The sequence below is a fragment of the Myxococcus guangdongensis genome (assembly GCF_024198255.1).
GTDB lineage: Bacteria > Myxococcota > Myxococcia > Myxococcales > Myxococcaceae > Myxococcus > Myxococcus guangdongensis.
The window spans coordinates 263516-283678 of sequence record NZ_JAJVKW010000011.1 but is presented as its reverse complement, the minus strand read 5'-3'; the positions used below and the strand labels follow the sequence as shown (position 1 = coordinate 283678).

Sequence of the window (20163 nt, the reverse complement as noted above, 5' to 3'; positions counted from 1 at the left end):
TGCGGGGTGGCCCTGGCGGTAGGACTCCCAGGCACCGTAGGAAAATCGACGCCCGACGTATCAGGTCGTCCGCTTCCAGGGGCTCTTCCCCCGACTTCAGGGTGCCGGGTTGAGCGTGGAAGTCGGTTCTTCCGTCGAGAGAAAGGGGCGGGTATCGAGGTACTCGGAACCCCGAAAGTCTCCCTCTACAGCGGTGACCCGCTGGGTGAACAACCTGAGGCTGACCCGACAAGTTCTGTCTGTCTGCCTCTATACGTCCTATGCCAGCGGCCAAACGTTTCGGGTCGGTAAGGCATGGACAAGAAACTGGCAACCACCATCGGAGCGGGAGCAAGAGCCGCGCGGTCCCGGCTGGAGCTCACCCAGGCTGACGTGGCCGAGCGCATCGACGTGGCCACGGAGGTGTATGGGCGGCTGGAGCGCGGCGGCATGCTTCCCAGCGTGCAGACGCTGCTGAAGCTGTGTCACGAGCTGCATGTCTCCGCGGACGAGCTGTTGGGGCTCGCCTCGCAGGGCGCCCCGCCCACGCGCGTCAGCGAGTCGTCGTCGTCCCCACCCGAGCGGCCCGAGGTGCGCCGCCTGCTTCGCACCGTGCGTCAGCTGGAGGCCCCCCACGTGAAGCTGCTGGGGCTGGTGGCCAACGCCCTGGGCCGGCGCTGAAGCGCCCCGCCCGAAGAAGTGAAGGGCGCCGGCCCGCGCCCACCCCCGCATCCCTCACAGATTGGACAGCAGGCGATCCAACTCGTCGGGCTTCACCGGCTTGACGATGTGCAGGTCGAACCCCGCCGCGAGCGCGCGGTCATGGCCCTCCGGCCCGCCGTAGCCGGTAATCGCCACCAGGCGGATGTCGCGGCCGATGCGCATGCGCAGCTCTTTCGCCACCCGGTAGCCGTCCAGCCCTGGCAGGCCGATGTCCACCAGCGCCAGCTCCGGCGGCTTCCTCACCGCCAGCTCCACGCCCTGCAGGCCGTCCGGCGCCACCTCGACGTCGTGGCCCCACAGCTCCAACAGCTCGCGCATGGCCTGACGCGCGTCCGGGTTGTCCTCCACCAGGAGGATGCGCCGGCCCGAGCGCGACACCGTGTTGATGGGCGGCACCAGCGACACCTCGTTCGCGTGCAGGAGCGGCAGCCGCACCACGAACTCGGAGCCCCTGCCGGTGCCGGAGCTCACCGCCTGCACCTGTCCGCCGTGCAGGTGCACCAGCTGGCGCACCAGGGTGAGGCCGATGCCCAGGCCCCCGCGCGTGCGCTCCAGCGAGGTGTCCGCCTGCGCGAACAAGTCGAAGATGCGCGGCAGCACGTCGGGAGGAATGCCGATGCCCGTGTCGCGCACCCGCACCACCGCCTGCGCCGTGCCGTCCACGCCCTCCCGCTCCACGCGCAGGGAGATGTGCCCGCTGTCGGTGTACTTGGCCGCGTTGTCGAGCAGGTTGGTGAACACCTGCTCCAGCCGCGTGGCGTCGCCGCTGAGCACCAGCGGCCCCTCGGGCAGCGACACCTCCAACCCCAGGCCGCGCGCCTCGGTGATGGGGCGGATGATCTGCACCACCTGGAGCAGCACCGCGCGCAAGTCCAGGCGGCCCGAGCGCAGCTCCACCTTGCCGCGGGTGATGCGGCTGACGTCCAACAGGTCGTCCACCAGCCGCGCCAGGTGGTTCGTCTGGCGGTGGATGATGCCGCGCATCCGGGCTTCCTTCGTGTCATCCGTCGGCTTGCGCTCGAGGATGCCGATGGAGGTCATGATGGCGGCGAGCGGGTTGCGCAGCTCGTGCGCGAGCATGGCCAGGAACTCGTCCTTGCGCCGGTCCATCTCCGCCAGCTCGTCCGCGCGCCGGCGCGCCGCCTGCTCCGCGTGCCGCAGCCGCAGGAGCGAGCGCACCGTGGCGATGAGCTCCGAGGACTCGAAGGGCTGGGTGAGGTACGCGTCCGCGCCGGCGTCCAGGCCGCGCGCCTTCTTGTCGGACGTGACGAAGGTGGCGGACGTGTGCATCACCGCGATGGCGGCGGTGTCCGGATTGGCGCGCAGGCGCGCGCAGACCTCGTAGCCGCTGATGTCCGGCAGCTTCACGTCGAGGACGACGACGTCCGGGCGGTGCTGCTCGGCCAGGAGCAGCGCGGCCATGCCGGTGGCCGCTTCGATGACGTGGTAGCCCGCCATCTCGAGGATGCGGTTGACCAGGTATCGGTTGGCGTCGTCGTCGTTGACGTTGAGGACGGTGGCCAGTCGCGGTTCAACCACGGCGCCCCTCCTGTGGGATGTGGGAGCCCAGGCCCGCCTTGGCCAGCGCGTCGCGGATGCGGCCGATGGCCACCTCGCGGCTGAGCGTGTGCTTGGAGAGGATGGCCGCGGTCTCGTTCGCCAGCCGCGCCCGTTCGTCCTCGCGCAGCTCGTGCGAGGTGTGGAGGATGACCGGAATCTCCCGCGTGCGCGGGTCCGCCTTCAGCTCGTCCAGCACGTCGAAGGCGGTGATGTCCGGCAGCACGAAGTCCAGGAAGATGAGCTGCGGCACCTGCTCGCGCGCCAGCCGCACGCCGTCCTTGCCACCGGCGGCCTCCAGCAACACGTAGGGCGTGTCCTTGAGCAGCTGCTTGAGCAGGTAGCGGTGCACGTCGTCGTCGTCGATGATGAGCACCCGCTCCACGGGCCCGCTGCGCGCCAGCTCCTGGAGCTTCTTCTGCAGGCGGACCTCGTCCACCGGCTTGAGCCAGAACTCGTCCGCGCCCAGCGCGCGCGCCTTCTGCTCGCGGTCCGTCACCGTCACCACGAGGATGGGGATGTCGCGCGTGGTCTCGCCGTTCTTCATCTCCGCCAGGAAGCTCCAGCTCGTCTCGCCCTCCAGCATCACGTCCAGCACCATGGCGGCGGGCCGCACGCGCTGGAGCACGCGGCGCGCCTCGTCCGTGCTGCGCACCGGCAGCACCTGGAACCCCGAGCGGGCCAGGTACTTCTCGTAGAGGAACAAGGTCTGCCGGTCGTCCTCCAGCACCAGCACCGGCGCGCGGCTGGCGTCCAGGTGCTGGCTGCGCTCGGACAGCCCCGCCATCTCCGACACTTCCATGTGCACGCGGGGCAGGATGATGGTGAAGGTGGAGCCCTCGCCCGGCACGCTGTGCAGCGACAGCGTGCCGCCGAGCAGCTCCACCAGCCGGCGCGCCAGCGGCAGGCCCAGGCCCGTGCCCTTCACCTTGCGCTGCAGGTGGCTGTCCAGCTGGGTGAACTCCTCGAAGACGCGCTCGTGGTCCGCCGGGGCGATGCCGATGCCCGTGTCCTTCACGGTGAAGACCACCGTGTCGCGCGGGCCCGGAGCCGCGCTGACGGTGACGTGGCCGGCCTCGGTGAACTTCAGCGCGTTGGACACCAGGTTGCGCAGCACCTGGCTCAGCCGCGTCTCGTCCGTCTCCAGCTCCAGCGGCGCCTCCGGCTCCACCAGCCGCAGGTCCACCGGCGAGCCCGGCGGCAGCATGGGCTTCATCATGCCGCGCAGCGCGCTGAGCAAATCGTGCACCACGAAGCGGCTGTGGCGCAGCGTCGTCTTGCCCGCCTCCACCTTGGACAAATCCAAGAGGTCGTTGACCAGCTCGAAGAGCGACTCGGCGGAGTTGCGGATGAACTGGACCTGCTTCTCCTGCTCCGAGGACAGCGGCCCGTTGATGGGGTTGAGCAGGACCTTGGACAGGCCGAGGATGGAGTGCAGCGGCGTGCGGAACTCGTGGCTGACGTTGGCGACGACGCGGCTCTTGATCTCCGCGGCGCGGTGCAGCCCCTCCGCCTTCTCGTCCAGGGCCGCGTGCAGGCTGCGCACGCCGCGGTTGGACTCCTCCAGCTCGCGGTTGAGCCGCAGCAGCTCATCCGCGCGGCGCTTGAGCTCGCGGCGCTGGCTCTCCGCCTCGCGGTGCAGCGCGGACAGCTCGCTCATCGACGTGCTCACCTGCTCCAGCGCGTGGCCGTAGTCCTCCGGTACCAGGCTGCCCACCAGCAGCACCCCGCCCTCATGCGGGCGCGCGCGGAAGGCGAACGTGGTGGGCGTCTGGCCGCGGCACAGGATGAGCTCCCAGCCGTCCACGCGCTCGTCGCGCGCTTGGATCAACAGCCGGTCCACCTTGTCCTCGGTGCCCTGGGCCGCCAGGGCCCGCAGCGTCTTGCCCGGGGCGGCCTCGAGCACGCCCTGCGCGCGCGGGTCCACCCACGTGAGCACGCCCTGCGCGTCGCACATCATGGCGACTTCGCGGCTCAGCTCGTCCACGGCGAGGCCCATGTCGGGAGCGGAGAGTCTCATGAGCGAGTCTCCTCCCACGAAACACCCGCGGTGGCGAGCAGCGCGCGCGCCTCGGGATGCCGGCCTCCCAGCACCGCCTTCAACATCCCCAGCACCGTGGGGAAGGCGAGCAGGCCGAAGCCCCGCCGAGGCCAGAAGCCCACGTACCAGCGCACGTGGTCCGCCATCAGCTCGGGCTTGTCCGCGTCCAACGCGTCGGCCAGGTATGAAAGCTGGAGTCTCAGCTCTTCCTCCAATCGTGGGCGGTCCTCCTGGGTGAGGTAGAGGGCCAGCCGGGCGGTGGCGGCACGGGACAGCTCCGCCGCATCGTCCTGCAGGGTGCGAGAGGGACCTTCCGGGTAGCGCAGGGCTTCCCGGGCGGCGCGCACATGCTCGTACGGCTCGGTGCCGGGGCCCCACCCCTCGGCCTCCAGCGCGGAGGCCAGCCCGGCGAAGTTCGCGTCGAGATGGAAGGTGGACATTCCCCGCGACACCAGCAAGGTGCGCAGCCAGCGCGCATAGCCCTCCATCACCGAGGGGCGATGCTCGTCGAGGGATTGCACAAGGTAGCGCACATGGAAGCGCGCATCCTCGTCGCCGAAGCGGCGTGCGCGCTCGGGGCCGTAGCGCGCCTCCCAGAAGGGGTCTTGATACATCGGCTCGACGGAGGCCTGGGCAATGACGTCAGCGCGCGCTGCCAACTGGCGACTCGGTGTCTCCATGCGTTTTCCTCAAACTCCCAGCGTGCGGCAGGCGGACGAGACGAGCTCGCGCGCGTCCTTGCCGTGGAAGGTCACGTGCAGCTCCTTCTCCAGGCCGGGGGCCCATCGGAAGGCGTGTCCGCCGACGGCGATGGGCAGGTGGGGGGCGACTGCTCTTGCGGCATCCACCGCGCGGCGCAGCGCGGGCAAGTGGTACGACATCGTCACGGACAGGGCGAGCAGGTGCGGCGTCTCCTCACGCAGCATGCGCGCCAGGTGTTCGGAGGGGACGTTGGCGCCCAGGAAGCGCACGTCGAAGCCCGCCATCTCCAGGAAGTCACTGGCCATGCGCGCGCCCACCTCGTGCAGCTCGCCTTCGACGCACGACACCATGATGACCTTGCCGTTGGGCGGGTCGCGGGGCAGGTGGCGGTAGAGGTGGGCGAGGGCCAGCTGGGAGACGGCGGTGGCCAGGTGCTCCTGGGCCACGGAGATGATGTTCTCCTGCCACATCCGACCAATCTCGTACTGGGCCAGCTGGATGACCTCCAGGTGGATGATCTGCAGGGGGATGCCCCGCAGGAGGCCGTCATCCACGAGCAGGCGCAGGGCTTCCTTCCGGTTGCCCGCGAGCTGCGCCGCCAGGTAGCGCGTCCTGAGCTGGGTGAGGGCGTCTTCGGTCACGGGTGTCACGAGCTCGGGGGGGCGTCGAGTATCGGAAAGTAGTGACGGGAACCTGCCTCGATACAGTCGAGTACACGCGCGAGGGGGTGTTTTCATCGACAACCTGACACTGAACGCCTGGGAAGACGAGCGCTCGTGAGGCCGCCCGTCCTGTAGATTTTGCAGGTGGCGTGGGCGCATCGGCCTTCGCCGACAGGAGGAATCGGGATAGGGAATCCGGACGCGAAGAGGCTGGTGACACTTTTCGAAGCCACCGGTGTTCCCTTTCGCGGAACGAGGGAGGCGCGAGCCGGTGTCTATCGATGTGGAGGCCTACTACCGCCGCTACGGCCCCCAGGTGCTCCGGCGCTGCCGCTTCCTCCTGCGTGACGAGGAGAAGGCCGTGGACGCCATGCACGACGTGTTCGTGCAGCTCTTGCGCTATCAGGGGGCGCTGAAGGACGCCGCTCCCTCCAGCCTGCTGCACCGCATCTCCACCACCGTGTGCCTCAACCGCCTGCGCGGCGCCCGGCGCCGTCCGGAGGACCGCGAGGACGAGCTGGTGCTGCAGATCGCCTCCGCGGACGACACCGAGTCGCGGGCGAGCGCGCGGGGCATGCTGGACCGGTTGTTCGGACGGGTGCCCGCGTCCAGCCGCGACATCGCGGTGCTGCACCTGGTGGATGGGATGACGCTGGAGGAGACGGCGCGCGAGGTGGGCCTGTCCGTGTCCGGTGTGCGCAAGCGCCTGCGCGCGCTGACGTCCGTGTTGCAGGAGCTCGAGCTGGAGGCCGCATGACTTCCCCCCAACGCACCCCGGACTGGCTGCTGGAGCGAATCCTGTTGGGTGAGCTGCCCCCCGACGAACTGGCCGCCGCGCGAGCGCGGCTCGAAGCGGAGCCCGAGGGGCGCGCGCGCCTGGCCGCGCTGGAGGCCGACACGCGCGCCACCCTGGCGCGGCTCCCCGCCGAGCGTGTGGCCCGCGAGGTGGATGCGCGATTTCGCCGAGGCGCCGAGCGCCCTGCGTCCCGTCCCGCCTGGCTGACGCCGGCGTTGGGCATGGTGCCCGTGCTGGCGGCGCTCGCGCTGTTCATGGTGGTGAAGCCGTCGTCGCGGCCCGCGGACGGCGTGGACGCGCCGGTGGCCGGGTGGGACACGGAGACCACGCGCTCCAAGGGCCTGAAGCCGAAGCTGGAGGTGCACCGTCAGCGGGGGCAGGCGGACGAGATGCTCCCGGACGGCGCGCGCGCGGCGCCGGGGGACGTGGTGCAGCTGGCGTACGTCGCGGCGGGACAGGCGCACGGCGTCATCCTCTCCGTGGACGGGCGGGGCTCCGTCACGCTGCACGCGCCCGAGCACGGGGCCCAGGCCGCCACGTTGTCCCCCTCCGGCACACAGCGGCTGCCAGGGGCCTACGAGCTGGACGACGCGCCGCGCTTCGAGCGCTTCTTCCTGGTCACCTCGGACGCGCCCTTCGCGGTGGAGCCGGTGGTGGAGGCGGCCCGGCGGCTGGCGGTGTCGGCCGGGGCCGACACCTCGTCGCTCATGTTGCCCGAGGGCTTGACGCAGGTGTCCTTCACGCTTCAAAAGAAGGAGTGATGAATCCCCGAGCCCTTCTCGCACTGTGGCTGTGGGCGGGGGTGGCGGTCGCCGAGGTCCGGGCGGCGCGTCCCCTCGCGATGGAGGAGGGTGAAGGTGCGTTCGCGCAGTCGGCGGACCCCAACCCGGAGCCGGGCCGCCGCGGGCTGCGCAAGGGCAACGTCCACATGGAGCTGTGGTCGAGCGACATCCAGCTCGCCAACCTCGCGGTGAAGCTGGGTGGTGGCCCCTTCTACCTGACGCTGCTCGCGGGCATCGAACCGGGCAGCCGCGACGAGGCCCGCTTCAACTTCGGCCTGGGCGTGGGCGGGCACATCGTGCTGTCGCACCGCTTCTGGTTGGACCTGGACGTGACGGGCGGCGCGGTGCAGCCGGTGCAGAAGCCGCTCGAGGGCGACGGCGGCAACGTGCTGGGCCAGCTTCGCTTGATGCTGGGCGTCCAGGTGATGCCGCGCTTCGCGGTGTTCGTCGGCCCCACGTACAACGCGTGGCTCGTGTGGGGACAGCCGGACTTCGCGTCGGTGACGCGCATCTCCGTGAGCGAGAGCCACCCGAAGGCCGACAAGCGCTTGCAGCACTGGCCCGGCCTCCAGCTGGGTCTGCACTTCTGACGGCTACTCCACCTTGCTGGCGCGCAGCACCGTGGCGTCGCCCGCGGGCCCCGCCTTGGCGCGCGTCTCCAGCGTGGCGCGGATGCGCAGGCCGCCGCTGGTGGTCTGCTGCATGAGCGACTCCATCTGCTGCTCGTTGCCGCCCGTCACCGCCGTCAGGTCCAGCTCGTGGACGGGAATCGCGTCCATGCCCGGCTTGTCCGCCAGCACCGCGTTGTACGAGGGGCAGGGCGGGGCGATGCACCGGATGCCGCTGTCCGTGACGATGTAGACGGCGCTCTCACCCGCCTTGGCCTCGCCGCCGTTGCCGGAGGAGGGCGGCGGGGCGACGGGGGTGCCGCTGCGGTCATTGTCGGGGGCGGCGTTCTCGGCGGCCGGGCGGGTGTCGCCCGAGGAGGGCGTACCGGGCTCGCCCGCGGCCGACGACGAGGAGGCGGACGGCTTGCTGCATCCAGCGGCGAAGCCCAGCGCGAGGGCGGCGAGCAACAGCGGGCGGACGTTCATGGGAAGCTCCGGAAGGCGGGAAGGCACCTAGTGTCCATCGCCCCCGGCGATTGGGCCAGTCTCCCGTTCACCCGGCTGACTGGCGGTCAATTGGACTGTCCGTGGCTGAATGCCCGTACAGCGCGGGTAGGGTGGCTGATGGGGGTGAGTTGACGTCCTGACGGCGGGATTCGCACTGTTTTGTCGCGTTGACCCGCTCGTACTCACGGGCTACATCGACCCCCCTGATCGGCCCCCTCCGGGGGGCCGGGATTCAAGGACGCCCTCCGATGGAATTCCGCATCGCCGCCGACGAGCTGAAGAAGGCCCTCTACCGCGCCCAGGGCATCGTGGAGCGCAAGACGACGATGCCCATCCTGGCCAACGTGCTCGTCAACGCGACGAAGGGCGGCATCACCGTCACCGCGTTCGACCTGGACATCGGCATCGTGTCCGAGCACCCCGCCGAGGTCATCAAGACGGGCGCCGTCACGCTGAGCGCCAAGTACGTCTTCGACATCGTGCAGAACCTGCCGGACGCGCAGGTGACGCTCAAGAAGCTGGCGAACAACTACGTGGACATCGCCAGTGGTTCGGCCCACTTCAAGATTGTCGGCATGGCGGCGGAGGAGTACCCCAAGCTGCCCAAGGAGGAGAACGCCCCGCTGGTGCAGGTGGGCGGCAACACCCTCCTGGAGATGATCAAGAAGACCCAGTTCGCCATCTCCAGCGATGAGACGCGCTACATCCTGAACGGCGTCTTCTTCGAGCCCCAGACCCACGGCAAGGTCCGCATGGTGGCCACGGACGGTCACCGGCTGTCGCTCATCGAGCGGGAGCTGACGGGGGACTTCAAGCTCAAGAGCGGCGTCATCATCCCGCGCAAGGGGCTGATGGAGCTCAAGCGCCTGTTGGACGAGGCGCCGGACGCGGAGTGCCACCTGGGGTTCGCGGAGAACTCGGCGCTCTTCAAGAAGCCGGGCCTGACGATGGTGATGCGGCTCATCGACGGGCAGTTCCCCGAGTACCAGCGGGTGATTCCGAAGGAGGGCGAGAAGGTCGTCCTCGTGCCCAAGGTCAGGCTGCTGGAGGGGCTCAAGCGCATCGCGCTGTTGTCCGCGGACAAGAGCAACGCGGTGCGAATCGGGCTGGCGGAGAACAAGCTCATCATCACCGCGAGCAACCCGGACCTGGGCGAGGCGCGCGACGAGGTGGAGCTGGCGTACCAGGGCAAGGACATCACGGTGGGCTTCAACGCGCGCTACCTGATGGACGTGCTCGCGGTGACGGACACGGACGAGGTGAGCTTCGAGCTGGGTGACGAGCACAGCCCGGGCGTGCTGCACGCGCCGGGGGACCGCACGTTCACCGCGGTGGTCATGCCGATGCGCGTCTGAGTCGGCCAAGGCCGGCGTGTCGCCGTGCGAGCCCATGCGTCTCCGAGCCTCCGAGGCCGGACCGCATGGGCTTTTTCGTGGGCGCGAAGAAGAGGGGACGGCTCCGCGCTCGCCTGGTCGTGGAGTCCGGGTCCCCGCGCGGCTCGCGTGATGCCTCATTCTGGACGGGGACCGCGCGGGGTGTGCGCTCAGGAGGGCAGGGCGAGGTCCCAGGTGACACATCGTGCACGCTCTCCGAGGAGAGCGGGGCCGGGGGCCTGCGGGATGCGGGGCGCGCTTTTATAGTGAGGCCGTGGCCACGCACCCGGACAACCTGCGCGCACGACTGGAGGACCGCGCGGACCTCCTGGAGGCCACGCGCCTGCGCTACGTCGCCCTGCGCGGCATGTTGGATGCCTTCTTCTGGAAGGACCGGGTGCGCGCGCACTTCGAGCTGCTTCGCGAGGTGGCCCAGGTGCAGCCCGAAGTCGACGCCACGCTCGCCGCGCTCCAGCGTCGCGCCACCGCCGAGAGCTGGCCGCGCGACGCCGCGCCCATGAAGTTGATGGCCGAGGTGACGCGGCTGCGGGACGCCGTGCAGCAGGTGGCCCGGAAGCGACTGCCGGAGGCGGAGCGCGCGTCGTCGCTGGGCGAGATGTTGCTGGGGCTCGAGGAGGTGGTGCTGGAGGCGGGGCCGCTGCTCGGCCGACGCACGTGGGCACGGGCCATCGAGCTGTTGCCACGCAACCTCCCGGAGCTGCGCGCCGCGTGCGCCGCGGCCGAGGTGTTCGAGCGCGTGTTCAAGCGGCCCTCGCAGCCGGGGGCCCTGCCCTTCAGCGAGGCGGAGGCGGATGAGCTGCGTCGCGCCCTGCCACTCGCGGAGTCCGCGCTGGGCGCGCTGTGGGCGCGGCTGGAGCACTTCGACACCAGCGGGCGGGTGAAGGAGTTCCTGTCGCGCCGGGCCTCGCGTACGCCGCTGCATGCGCCTCGGAGCGGGCCGGAGCTGGTGCTGCACGCGGCCTTCTGGCACGGCGTGGCGCGGGCGAGGTTGCGCGCGTTGCTGGAGGCGCGCCTTGCGCCCGTGTTGCCACTGGAGCCAGAGGTGCCCGCGCTGCTGCCGTGGATTGCCGCGCGCGAGGCCGCTTCGGGAGGCGAGGCGAAGCTCGGCGCGGGGGAGTCCTTCGACGAGGGACGCGCGGGTCTGTTCGAGCTGGCCGCGGAGCTGGCGTCACTGTCCCACGAGCGCCCCACGGGCGCGTGGAACGAGGAGGCCGCGTGGACGCGGCTGTGGAGCGCGGCGCGGCGAGCACGTGACGAGAGCGGCACGGACGTGGAGCGACTGCGCGATGCCTTGCGCCTGTTCGTCATCCTCCGTGGCACGGAGCAGACCCCGGCCCGACTGTTCTCGCCATCGCGCGCGTCACCCCGTGCCTCCGAGGAGCCAGGGCGCGACGTGCGGGACATGAAGGACCTGCCCGCGCTGGTCCAGGCCGCGAGGCACGCGGCCACGCGCCAGGGCTGAGCGGATGCCCCGACGCGTCGGACCTGTCTGAGGACGCACGCTCAGCGCATCGCGAGGCGCACGCCACGCCGCGACGTGCTCGTCGTTGCGCGAGGCCCCATGCGCGGCCCCCGCGTGCATGGGCCTCCCGCGATGAAGGCGAGAGGCCCGGTCCGTCATGCCTCCGCGGGGCGATGGGACACCAGCGGCATCAACCGCGACGCGATGGCCGCCACCAGCGCATCCTCGGCGAACGCCGCCGCCATGCTCGGCACGCGGAACCGGGTCGTGGCCAGCTTGCGCAGCGAATAGAACGTCCACGTCGACGCCGCCGCCGCGAGCCCACCCAGCGCCGCCGCGAGCACCACGCGCCTTCGCGTCTGCCCCGACGCCGACGTCGCCGCGGCCACCGCGCCCATGAAGATGCGGCCCGTCATCGGCACCAGCTTCACGCGTGCGGGCGTCGTCGGCAGCTTGTCCCCCACCAGCTCCCCGAGCGTCAGCACCTCCAACACCCGAGGCACCCAGGGTTTCGACAGCGCGACGGACAGCGGGTCCGTCCTCGGCTCCGGAGACTCCGCCAGCCGATGGCTCACCAGCGCCGGCGCGCTCATGCTCCGCATCCCCGCCATCACTCCCAGCCCGACGGGCGTCAACCAGTGTCCTCGTTGCACGGCTTCCACCTCCTCTTCGAGTTGTGACTTCAGTCGCCCCGGTGCCCGCTGCGCGAAGAAGCGCACCGGCCCCAACTCCTCCAGCTCATGGCCGGAGTGGTCCACCTTGCCGTGCTCCGCGGGCCGCCCCGCGAGCTCCGGGTGATGCCACGTCAACGCGCGCAGACGCGCATGCGTCAGCCGATGCCACGCGCGCTGATACCGCCGCCCCACCACCGTGAAGCCCACCCGGCTCCACCAGGTGGGGAACCGCCCGGGCCGCCACGCCGCCTCGATGTGGAAGCGCACCTCGCCCGTCTCGTGACTCTTGCGCAGGAGGAACCACTCGCGCCCCTCCTCGATGTGGCCCCCCAGCGTCTCGAAGCTGAAGCCGAACACGCTGCACGTCTCCCCATGCTCCTCGCGCGTATCCCCCACGCGCGCGGCGCACAGGAAGCGCAGCCGCTGCGCCAGCGACTTGAGCTCCAGCAGCACCGTGCGCCCATGCAGCGGCGAGTCCGCGTTGAAGTGCCAGCGCACGATGCGCGGGTCCGAGAAGTCGAACGTCTCCAGCACCCCCTTCGCGCGCGCGAAGAGCCCATCCGCCACCGGCAATCCCGGCGCCTCGCGGCCCAACGAGGCCACCGAGTGCACCTGGTTCCATCCGCCCTCCAGCGTCATCTCCCCCGACGCCGCCTCGAAGTTGCGCGAGAGCGCCCGCGCCGCCTCCAGCCTCGGAGCCAGCTCCTCGTCCGTCCAACCCGAGAGCCATCGCCACTCAATCATCGGCTTCGTCTCCTCGCGCGAGGAACGTGGGACCCGCCGTCACGTCGCCCCCCTGGGGCTCGTCTTCCAGCTCCGCCGTCTCCGCGTGGATGACACCCACCACGCCCTCGCCCGTGGACACCGCCACGCGCAGCACGAACTCCGTCCAGGTGTTGGTCTGCATCGCCTCGCCCCCCGCCACGAAGCCCCAGTAGTGGAAGGGCGAGCCGGAGCGCGCCCGGCTGCGGATGTGGAAGAGCACGTCCCCGTACTCGTTGCGGTACGCGCCGAAGGTGATGCGCCCGGCCTCCGGGTGCCCCGGCAGCGTGGCGAGCGTCAGGCTCTGCCGGTCCTTGTGGATGACGCGCACGCCGAACGTCCCCGCGCCCTGGATGTGCACCGTGAGGTGCTCCCCCAACTCCAGCGGCTGCCCCTCGCGCGAGGGGCCCTCCCGCTCGAAGACACACAACTCGTCCGGCGCCAGCTCCGGGAAGCGCCGGGCCACCCAGTCCACCAGGTCCGACGGCCGGTGATGGCATTGGCGGATGACCGCCCAGTAGTCGCGTTGCAGCAGCGGCCCCGCGCCCGCTTCCGGGAGCTGGAGGTCGCCCGCCTCGCCCTCTGTCGTGTCTGGTGTGTGGTTCACCCTCTCGCCCTTCGCCAGGTCCGGTCCCACCATGATGGGGACCGCCACGACGGGAGGCATGGGGCCTCCTCGCCCGTGCGGGGCATGGGCGGGCCTGACCGGCCGCCAGGGGAGGGAGCATGAGCCTGGACGTCAACCCAGCGAGCGAGGCCTCGAAGCACGACTACGAGGCACCGCCCGTCGTGCGCGCAGAACACGCCGACGGCTCGTTCACCCGCCTGATTGAACAGCAGACGGCCAAGGTGCCCTCACACGTCTTCCTGTTCGCCAGCCTCTGCTCGATGGGCGTGTCCCTGGGCCTGGAGCTGGCGGGCCGCACGCAGCCCGCGCGCTTCATCGGCTCGTGGGTGTCACCCCTCTTGGTGATGGGCGTCTACAACAAGCTGGTGAAGCTGCTCGGCTCGCGCTGAAGGCCCGCCGAATCACTCCACCACGTCCACCGTCCCCAGCGGCAGGTCCACGCCGTTGACGCGCACGTCCATGCGGTGCGGCCCGGCGTAGTGGCGGCGCGTGGACAGCTGCGCCAGCGACACGCGCTTGCCCACCTCCTCCTCCTGGCCCGCGCCGAGCACCAGCTCGCGCACCTTGAAGACCTTGGGCTGGGGCGCCTCGCCCCGGGACTTGAAGAAGTGCACCGCCAGGTCCACCACCAGCGACTGCTCCTTCCGGGAGCGGTTGGCCACCACGAAGCGCACGTCCATGGCGCCGCCCAGCTTCGCGCGCTTGGGCAGCTGCGTGGCGCGCACCTCGATGCCGGAGGGCTTGCCCGCGCCCACCACCTCCAGCGCGGAGGGCTCGCCGCGCTTGATGGCGAAGCGCAGCGCGTGACGCACCAGCCACTCGCGCTCCGGCGTGGCGTCCTTCATCCACTTCTTGGCCACCTTCACCAGCACGTCCGGGTGGTCCTTGCCGATGTCGTTGAGGTTGTTGGCCACCGACCTGCGCACGTACAGCTCCGGGTCGTCCTTGAGCAGCTCCAACAGCCCGAGCACCGGCGTCGGGTCCTGCTGGAAGGCCCGCAGGCGGGAGCCCCACGGCAGCCTCGGCCGCGTGCCCTCGGAGACGAGCCGCCGTACGTGCACGTTCGAATCCGAGGCCCATTCGGCGAGCCGCGCCAGCGTCTTCTCGGGGTGCTTCTCCAGGAACGGCCGGATGGAGAACTCCGCGGTGAAGCGCTGGGTGAGCGCGTGCTGCGCCTTCATGGACTCCTCGAAGTGCCCCAACCCATACTCCGCCACGAAGGTGGTGTGGGGCAGGTAGAAGAAGACCTCCATGCCTCCCACCCGGTCCACCTCCCGCACCGGCCCCAGCGAGCGCAACAGCACCTGCACTGCCTTCGGATAGTCTTCAGGCAGCGAGCGCCGCATGGCCAGACACAGGTGCCGGGCCCGGCCCACCAGCTCGTGTGCCTCCAGGCCCGCTCGGGCCTCGCGCAGGAACGTGTCGAGGGGGAAGGAGGGGTGCACGCGGTGCAGCGAGGTGCCCAGCCGCTCCACCAGTCGCGCGTCGAAGAAGGTCTTGAGTGGCTCCGCCATGATGGGTTCCAACAAACCCTGTCAGGACGTGGCCCACAAGACGTGTCCTACCTTTCCGCGCTGCCAGGAATGACAGTCTTCTGCTAGTCGTATGGGCCGTGCCGACACGCAAAGGCCACGGCTCTCGGGGTGGGAAGCAGCGCAAGCAGACGGGCCGTACGGCCGGTGTGGAGGGCGTCGTGCGCCCATTCGAGCCCGCGCTGCGAGAACAGCTCTCCTTCGTGACGGACCCGCTGGCGCTGCTGGAGGGCTTGTTCCTCCACTCGCCCGTGCCCTACGCCATCTTCGACGTGGAGGGCCGCTGCCGGCTGAGCAACCCGGCGTACCGGGCGATGTTCGGCTCGGTGCCGCCGCCCGAGTACAGCCTCTTTCGCGACGAGCTGGTCGCGAAGCTGGGATTGGATGTCCTGCTGCGCCGGGCCTTCGCGGGTGAGACGGTGCAGACGCCGGTCGTCTGGTACGACGTGAAGGAATTGCGGCACATCGAGGTGAAGGACGCGCACCGCATCGCCATCGCGTGTACGTGTTTCCCGCTGACCGCGTCCGGAGGCGAGGTGCGCCACATCGCCCTGGCCTACAAGGACGTGACGGCGGAGCTGGCCGCGCGCGAGGCGGAGCAGCTCGAGCGCGGTCGGCTCTACCAGCTGCTCACGCAGTCCCCCGTCGCCATCAACCTCCTGCGCGGCCCGGAGCTGCGGTTCGAGTTCGCCAACCCGCTGCTCCAGAAGCTGATGGGCGGGCGCGCGCTGGTGGGCCGCGCGCTGCTGGAGGCGATTCCAGACATCTCCCCGGAGCTGGTGAGCCTGTACCTGGGCGTGCTGGAGACGGGCGAGCCGGTGGCGGCGCACGAGTACCCGCTGGCCATCGACTATGCGGGCCAGGGCCAGGTGGAGACGCGCTACTGGAACATGCTCTACGAGCCTTTGCGCGACGAGCGGGGGCGCGTGGATGGGCTGGTGACGTTCGCCTTCGAGGTGACCGAGCAGGTGCTCGCCCGGCACGCGGTGGAGAACCAGCAGCGGTGGTTGGAGGCGGTGCTGGACTCCATGCCCATGCCGGTGGTGATGGCGGAGCCGGGCACGGGCAACCTCGTCTTCTCCAACGCGGCGGCGGACCGGCTGCATGGCCAGCACATCCCCACGCGGGTGCCCGCGTCGGAGTACGGCGCCTTGTTCCACGTCACGGACCTGCAGGGGCGCAGGTTCACCGCAGACGAGCTGCCGTCCTCGCGCGCGGCGCGGGGCGAGAAGCTGGAGGGCATGGAGGCGGTGTGGCACACGGAGGTGGGCGAGCGGGTGCTGAGCATCTCCTCGGAGATGTTGCCCGCGATGCATGGCCACCCGGCGGTGACGCTGCTGCCCTTCCTGGACATCACCCGGCTGAAGACGGTGGAGCAGCGGCTGCAGGAGGCCATCCGCGCGCGGGACGAGTTCCTCTCCGTGGCGAGCCACGAGCTGAAGACGCCGCTGACGGTGTTGAGCCTGCGGCTGCAGGCCTTCGCGCGCGCGACGCTCTCCGACCCGGACTCCGCCTGGGCGCTGCGCCACGGCCGCGAGGTGCAGGGGATGATTCGTCAGGTGATGCGGCTGGCGGACCTGGTCAACGGCCTGTTGGACGTGTCGCGCATCGGCACGGGACGGCTGCGATTGGAGCTGGAGCCGGTGGACCTGCGCGCGCTGGTGCAGGAGGTGGTGGTGCGCTTCCAGCCGGAGGCCGAGCGCGCGGAGTGTCAGGTGGAGCTGGAGGGCGGGCCGCCCGCGGTGGGGATGTGGGACCGGATGCGGCTGGAGCAGGTGGTCACCAACCTGGTGTCCAACGCGCTGAAGTACGGCGCGGGGCGGCCCGTGTTGTTGCGCGTGGAGCAGGACGTGGGGCTCGCGCGCCTGAGCGTGCGCGACGAGGGCATCGGCATCAGCCTGGATGCCCAGGCGCGCATCTTCCACAAGTTCGAGCGCGCGGTGTCCGAGCGCAACTACGGCGGCCTGGGCCTGGGGTTGTATGTCGCGCGCACGCTGGTGGAGGCCATGCGGGGCGTCATCCGCGTGGACAGCCACCCGGGACAGGGCTCCACCTTCATCGTGGAGCTCCCGCTCGCGCCCGAGAGGCCCCTCGACGTGGCCGCCACGGACCTGGCGTCTTGAGCGCGAGATAACCTCCCTTGTCGGTCCCAACGCGGGTATACGGGGGGCGCCGTGCGCCTCCTCGCACTCCACGTCCAGGACTTCCGCAATCTCGCGCAGGTGTCGCTCACCCCGAGTGCCCACGCCACCATCGCGGTGGGGCAGAACGGGCAGGGCAAGACGAACCTGCTGGAGGCGCTGTACTTCCTCGCCACGCTCAAGCCGCTGCGCGCCGGCCGGCTGTCGGAGCTCGTGCGCTGGGGCACCCAGACGGCCCGCGTGTCCGGCCGCTTCCTGCTCAAGGGGGCCGAGCGCGAAATCTCCGTGGAGGTGGGCGGCGGCACCCGGCAGGCCTTCGTGGACGGCAAGAAGGCCGCGAGCCTGGAGGAGTACTTCGGCGGCGTCTCCGTGGTGGCCTTCACCCCGGATGACCTGGAGGTCGTGAAGGGTGGGCCGGACTCACGGCGGGCCTTCCTGGACCGCGCCGTGTTCAACCGCTTCCCCGCGTACCTGCGCGAGAGCCGCGAGTACGCGCGCGCGCTGAAGAACCGCAACCGCCTGCTGCGCGAGGGCGGCGCGGTGGACCCCGCCTACCTGGACGCCTACGACGAGACGCTCGCCAGGGCCGGCGCGCGCATCTACTCGCGGAGGCGCGCGCTGATGGCGGAGCTGGCGCCGCGCGCGCAGGCGACCTTCGCCTCGATTGGTCGCACGGTGGACCCGGCCGTGTATGGCTATCACCCGGCGCACCTGGCGGGTGACTTCGCCACGGCGGACGAGCCCGCGCTGGCCGCGTCCCTGCGCGAAGCCCTGACGGCCCGGATGCGGCGGGATCTGGACCGGGGCTTCACCTCGGTGGGGCCGCACTCGGACGATGTGTCGGTGACGCTGGGGGGCCGCAGCGCCCGGGCCTACGCGAGCCAGGGGCAGCAGCGCGCGCTGGTGCTCGGCTGGAAGATTGCTGAAATCGAGAACCTGGAGTCCTGCACGGGCTTCCTGCCACTGCTGATGCTCGACGACGTGTCGAGCGAGCTGGACCCGGAGCGCAACGCCTACCTGATGGACTACCTGGCGAGGAGCGGCGCGCAGGTCTTCCTGTCCACCACGGATGGCTCGCTGGTGAGGGGCGCCGCGGCCGAGGACACGCTGTGGCTCTCCGTGCACTCGGGCACGGTGACGCTGCGGGAACAGACCGCGCCCCCGGCCGGCTGACGGCTCAGTGCACCGAGCGACGCCGGTGCCAGGGCCAGTGCACGTTCATCCGCCGCGCGTGATGCACGGGCAAGTCCTGTTGTCGCACGTTGCCGAAGACGCTGAACCGGAACTCCGCCCACAGCACGCCGAAGGCCGCGGCGAACAGGAAGGTCCCCAGCGTGAGCCACCACACGGTGCCGCTCACCAGCGCGACGATGCCCAGCAGGAACAGCGCGATGCTGAACCCCGCCGCCCAGTCGCGCAGCCGCTTCGATTCGCTGAAGGCCATCCCCATGGCGACGACCGAGAGCACCAGCAGGGCGGCCACCATGCCGTACGCCGTGCGGTCGAACAGGCCGGCGATGGAGAGTAGGAAGACGCCGAAGCCGAACACCGCGAGTCCGCCGTCCATGGGACCTCCTTCCGAGGGGTGACACCTGGAACCTGCGAACGGGTGTTCCTCCCAGACACTGCCCCCGCCCGGAGCCGGGCGTGATTGTCCGAGGACGGGGCGGACGGGCCAGCCCCCTTTTCCAGGGAGGGAATGCCACGGCAGTGTTCCGGTATCACGCACCTCTTCGTGCAACCCGCGAGGTTCAGTGTCCGGTACCCACCATCCAGGGGTGGGAGAAAGGGCGAGGTCGTGGGCGTTCCAGTACACGGAATTTCTTGCAGCGACGGCTGGGCTGTCGCATGACTTGCCCGCAAGGGCCGGACGTAGATGCCGCGAAGAACGGTGCCATGCCGAGGATGACGCTGCTGCTCGTGTTGCTTCTTGCCTCCTGCGTGGGCTGCCGCCGCGTGAGCTTCGAGGACTCCGTGTTGTCCAAGCCGGACGTGCGCTACCGCGTGGGTGAGCTGCCCAAGCACTGGCGCCGGGTGTGGCTGGACGGCAACGACCTGGCCTTCGCCGAGGAGGGCACCGGCCGCGCGCTCTCCATCAACGCCACGTGTGAGGGGCATGACGACCCGCCGCTCCCGGTGCTCACCCGCCATCTGTTGATGGGCTTCACCGAGCGCCAGGAGGTGGCCACGAGCGTGGTCGCCATGGACGGGCGCGAGGCCTTGCGCAGCCGCTACCTGGCGAAGATGGACGGCGTGCCGGTGGAGCTGGAGCTGGTGGTGCTCAAGAAGGACAACTGCGTGTTCGACTTCTCCTACGTGGCGCCGCCGGGGCTGGCGATGGAGCGCATGGCGGACTTCGACGCGCTCCTGGCGGGCTTCGAGTCGGAGCACGTCGGATGAACGCCTCGACGGAAGCGGACGCGGACGAGCACGTGTCGACCCCGAGCCCCGGGCTCTGGGACAAGGCGAAGGAGCGGCTGGAGTCGCTGGGCGCGATGACGGTGATGACGGGGCAGGTGCTCCAGCGCGTGGTGCGGCCCCCGTTCGACTTCAAGACGCTCATCTTCCACATCGAGTCGCTGGGGGTGCGCTCGCTGCCCATCGCGCTGCTGACGGCGATGTTCGCCGGGCTCGTCATCTCGTTGCAGTTCGGTTACTTCCTGGCGCGCTTCGGGGTGCAGTACACGGTGGGGCGCGTGGTCATCCTCACGCTGTTCCGCGAGCTGGCGCCGGTGCTGACGGCGCTCACGGTGGGCGCGCGGCTGGGCAGCGGCATGGCGGCGGAGCTGGGCGCCATGACGGTGACGGAGCAGGTGGACGCCATCCGCGCGCTGGGGGCGGACCCGCTGCGCAAGCTGGTGGTGCCGCGCGTGCTGGCGTGCCTGCTGGTGATGCCGGTGCTCACGGTGTTCGCGGACGTGGTGGGGCTGGTGGCGGGCGCGGTGGTGGTGAACACGCAGTACGCCATCTCCTTCGACTTGTTCTTCCAGGGCGCGCTGGACGCGGTGTTCATGCAGGACTTCGTGTCCGGGGTGTTCAAGGGCGCGGTGTTCGGCTTCATCATCGGCCTGGTGGGCTGCTTCAAGGGGCTGACGGTGGAGGGCGGCACGGAGGGCGTGGGACGCGCCACCACGCAGACGGTGGCGATTACCTCCGTGGCGGTGTGTCTGGCCGACTTCTTCATCACCAAGGTGACGCTGTACCTGTGACGTG

20 protein-coding genes are annotated in these 20163 nt (G+C 70.4%); 11 read left to right on the top strand and 9 right to left on the bottom strand.

Annotated elements, in window-relative coordinates:
- Window positions 1-294: 294 nt before the first annotated feature.
- A complete protein-coding gene (locus tag LXT21_RS30810) occupies window positions 295-660 on the top strand; it encodes a helix-turn-helix transcriptional regulator (protein ID WP_254041780.1) in 366 nt (121 codons plus the stop codon).
- Window positions 661-714: 54 nt separating this feature from the next.
- Here the strand turns inward: LXT21_RS30810 and LXT21_RS30805 are convergent, their stop codons facing one another.
- The 4 genes from LXT21_RS30805 to LXT21_RS30790 are packed head-to-tail and all read right to left on the bottom strand — an operon-like array spanning window position 715 to window position 5643.
- Window positions 715-2241 (bottom strand): response regulator, encoded by a 1527-nt coding sequence (locus LXT21_RS30805; RefSeq protein WP_254041779.1) that lies wholly within the window; start codon window positions 2239-2241, stop codon window positions 715-717.
- On the bottom strand, window positions 2234-4279 hold the full coding sequence (locus LXT21_RS30800) for a hybrid sensor histidine kinase/response regulator (RefSeq protein ID WP_254041778.1): 2046 nt from the start codon (window positions 4277-4279) through the stop codon (window positions 2234-2236). Before LXT21_RS30800 ends, LXT21_RS30805 begins: the two co-directional genes overlap by 8 nt.
- Window positions 4276-4980 carry a hypothetical protein gene (locus LXT21_RS30795; protein WP_254041777.1) on the bottom strand — a complete coding sequence of 235 codons (705 nt, stop codon included), beginning with the start codon at window positions 4978-4980 and terminating at the stop codon, window positions 4276-4278. The genes LXT21_RS30800 and LXT21_RS30795 overlap by 4 nt, the downstream gene beginning before the upstream one ends.
- A 9-nt stretch (window positions 4981-4989) precedes the next feature.
- Complete coding sequence (locus tag LXT21_RS30790; RefSeq protein WP_254041776.1) at window positions 4990-5643, bottom strand: cobalamin B12-binding domain-containing protein; 654 nt, start codon at window positions 5641-5643, stop codon at window positions 4990-4992.
- Between the two features lie 292 nt (window positions 5644-5935).
- On the opposite strand from LXT21_RS30790, the gene LXT21_RS30785 reads away from it, so the two are divergent.
- Genes LXT21_RS30785 through LXT21_RS30775 form a run of 3 tightly spaced genes read left to right on the top strand, consistent with a single transcriptional unit; the run spans window position 5936 to window position 7832 of the window.
- Window positions 5936-6421, top strand: a complete 486-nt coding sequence (locus LXT21_RS30785) for an RNA polymerase sigma factor (protein ID WP_046710437.1) — start codon at window positions 5936-5938, stop codon at window positions 6419-6421.
- Window positions 6418-7221 carry an ActD-like protein gene (locus LXT21_RS30780; RefSeq protein ID WP_254041775.1) on the top strand — a complete coding sequence of 268 codons (804 nt, stop codon included), beginning with the start codon at window positions 6418-6420 and terminating at the stop codon, window positions 7219-7221. The genes LXT21_RS30785 and LXT21_RS30780 overlap by 4 nt, the downstream gene beginning before the upstream one ends.
- Window positions 7221-7832 carry a peptidase gene (locus LXT21_RS30775; protein ID WP_254041774.1) on the top strand — a complete coding sequence of 204 codons (612 nt, stop codon included), beginning with the start codon at window positions 7221-7223 and terminating at the stop codon, window positions 7830-7832. The genes LXT21_RS30780 and LXT21_RS30775 overlap by 1 nt, the downstream gene beginning before the upstream one ends.
- Before the next feature lie 3 nt (window positions 7833-7835).
- Here the strand turns inward: LXT21_RS30775 and LXT21_RS30770 are convergent, their stop codons facing one another.
- Window positions 7836-8336, bottom strand: a complete 501-nt coding sequence (locus tag LXT21_RS30770) for a DUF6748 domain-containing protein (RefSeq protein ID WP_254041773.1) — start codon at window positions 8334-8336, stop codon at window positions 7836-7838.
- 269 nt (window positions 8337-8605) lie between these two features.
- On the opposite strand from LXT21_RS30770, the gene dnaN reads away from it, so the two are divergent.
- Complete coding sequence (dnaN, locus tag LXT21_RS30765; protein ID WP_254041772.1) at window positions 8606-9712, top strand: DNA polymerase III subunit beta; 1107 nt, start codon at window positions 8606-8608, stop codon at window positions 9710-9712.
- A gap of 292 nt (window positions 9713-10004) precedes the next feature.
- Complete coding sequence (locus LXT21_RS30760) at window positions 10005-11213, top strand: hypothetical protein (RefSeq protein WP_254041771.1); 1209 nt, start codon at window positions 10005-10007, stop codon at window positions 11211-11213.
- A gap of 155 nt (window positions 11214-11368) precedes the next feature.
- Here LXT21_RS30760 and LXT21_RS30755 read toward each other — a convergent pair whose 3' ends face one another.
- Window positions 11369-12631, bottom strand: coding sequence for a DUF1990 family protein (locus tag LXT21_RS30755; RefSeq protein ID WP_254041770.1), 1263 nt, complete (start codon window positions 12629-12631; stop codon window positions 11369-11371).
- A complete protein-coding gene (locus LXT21_RS30750; protein WP_254041769.1) occupies window positions 12624-13316 on the bottom strand; it encodes a DUF1990 family protein in 693 nt (230 codons plus the stop codon). Before LXT21_RS30750 ends, LXT21_RS30755 begins: the two co-directional genes overlap by 8 nt.
- 59 nt (window positions 13317-13375) lie before the next feature.
- Between LXT21_RS30750 and LXT21_RS30745 the strand changes: the two genes are divergently transcribed.
- Window positions 13376-13666, top strand: a complete 291-nt coding sequence (locus tag LXT21_RS30745; protein WP_254041768.1) for a hypothetical protein — start codon at window positions 13376-13378, stop codon at window positions 13664-13666.
- A 12-nt stretch (window positions 13667-13678) separates the two neighbouring features.
- On the opposite strand, the gene LXT21_RS30740 is transcribed toward LXT21_RS30745, so the two are convergent.
- Entirely contained in the window at window positions 13679-14791 is a 1113-nt protein-coding gene (locus LXT21_RS30740; protein ID WP_254041767.1) for a DNA alkylation repair protein, read from the bottom strand.
- 179 nt (window positions 14792-14970) lie between these two features.
- On the opposite strand from LXT21_RS30740, the gene LXT21_RS30735 reads away from it, so the two are divergent.
- Window positions 14971-16932, top strand: coding sequence for a sensor histidine kinase (locus LXT21_RS30735; protein WP_254041766.1), 1962 nt, complete (start codon window positions 14971-14973; stop codon window positions 16930-16932).
- A gap of 51 nt (window positions 16933-16983) precedes the next feature.
- Window positions 16984-18123 carry a DNA replication/repair protein RecF gene (gene recF, locus LXT21_RS30730; RefSeq protein ID WP_254041765.1) on the top strand — a complete coding sequence of 380 codons (1140 nt, stop codon included), beginning with the start codon at window positions 16984-16986 and terminating at the stop codon, window positions 18121-18123.
- Between the two features lie 4 nt (window positions 18124-18127).
- Here recF and LXT21_RS30725 read toward each other — a convergent pair whose 3' ends face one another.
- The gene (locus LXT21_RS30725; protein ID WP_254041764.1) at window positions 18128-18517 is read right to left on the bottom strand and encodes a DUF3488 domain-containing protein; all 390 of its coding nucleotides are present in this window, start codon (window positions 18515-18517) and stop codon (window positions 18128-18130) included.
- A gap of 329 nt (window positions 18518-18846) precedes the next feature.
- Here LXT21_RS30725 and LXT21_RS30720 point away from each other — a divergent pair, with 329 nt between their 5' ends.
- The gene (locus tag LXT21_RS30720; RefSeq protein ID WP_254041763.1) at window positions 18847-19350 is read left to right on the top strand and encodes a hypothetical protein; all 504 of its coding nucleotides are present in this window, start codon (window positions 18847-18849) and stop codon (window positions 19348-19350) included.
- Window positions 19347-20159, top strand: coding sequence for an MlaE family ABC transporter permease (locus LXT21_RS30715; RefSeq protein ID WP_254041762.1), 813 nt, complete (start codon window positions 19347-19349; stop codon window positions 20157-20159). Before LXT21_RS30720 ends, LXT21_RS30715 begins: the two co-directional genes overlap by 4 nt.
- Window positions 20160-20163: the final 4 nt, after the last annotated feature.

What these genes read in the sequence shown, in the direction of transcription:
- LXT21_RS30810 (WP_254041780.1), top strand. Translation starts at nt 295, where the DNA reads ATGGACAAGAAACTGGCAACCACCATCGGAGCGGGAGCAAGAGCCGCG.
- LXT21_RS30800 (WP_254041778.1), bottom strand. Translation starts at nt 4,279, where the DNA reads ATGAGACTCTCCGCTCCCGACATGGGCCTCGCCGTGGACGAGCTGAGC.
- LXT21_RS30795 (WP_254041777.1), bottom strand. Translation starts at nt 4,980, where the DNA reads ATGGAGACACCGAGTCGCCAGTTGGCAGCGCGCGCTGACGTCATTGCC.
- LXT21_RS30780 (WP_254041775.1), top strand. Translation starts at nt 6,418, where the DNA reads ATGACTTCCCCCCAACGCACCCCGGACTGGCTGCTGGAGCGAATCCTG.
- LXT21_RS30775 (WP_254041774.1), top strand. Translation starts at nt 7,221, where the DNA reads ATGAATCCCCGAGCCCTTCTCGCACTGTGGCTGTGGGCGGGGGTGGCG.
- LXT21_RS30770 (WP_254041773.1), bottom strand. Translation starts at nt 8,336, where the DNA reads ATGAACGTCCGCCCGCTGTTGCTCGCCGCCCTCGCGCTGGGCTTCGCC.
- dnaN (WP_254041772.1), top strand. Translation starts at nt 8,606, where the DNA reads ATGGAATTCCGCATCGCCGCCGACGAGCTGAAGAAGGCCCTCTACCGC.
- LXT21_RS30755 (WP_254041770.1), bottom strand. Translation starts at nt 12,631, where the DNA reads ATGATTGAGTGGCGATGGCTCTCGGGTTGGACGGACGAGGAGCTGGCT.
- LXT21_RS30750 (WP_254041769.1), bottom strand. Translation starts at nt 13,316, where the DNA reads ATGCCTCCCGTCGTGGCGGTCCCCATCATGGTGGGACCGGACCTGGCG.
- LXT21_RS30745 (WP_254041768.1), top strand. Translation starts at nt 13,376, where the DNA reads ATGAGCCTGGACGTCAACCCAGCGAGCGAGGCCTCGAAGCACGACTAC.
- LXT21_RS30740 (WP_254041767.1), bottom strand. Translation starts at nt 14,791, where the DNA reads ATGGCGGAGCCACTCAAGACCTTCTTCGACGCGCGACTGGTGGAGCGG.
- LXT21_RS30725 (WP_254041764.1), bottom strand. Translation starts at nt 18,517, where the DNA reads ATGGACGGCGGACTCGCGGTGTTCGGCTTCGGCGTCTTCCTACTCTCC.
- LXT21_RS30720 (WP_254041763.1), top strand. Translation starts at nt 18,847, where the DNA reads ATGCCGAGGATGACGCTGCTGCTCGTGTTGCTTCTTGCCTCCTGCGTG.
- LXT21_RS30715 (WP_254041762.1), top strand. Translation starts at nt 19,347, where the DNA reads ATGAACGCCTCGACGGAAGCGGACGCGGACGAGCACGTGTCGACCCCG.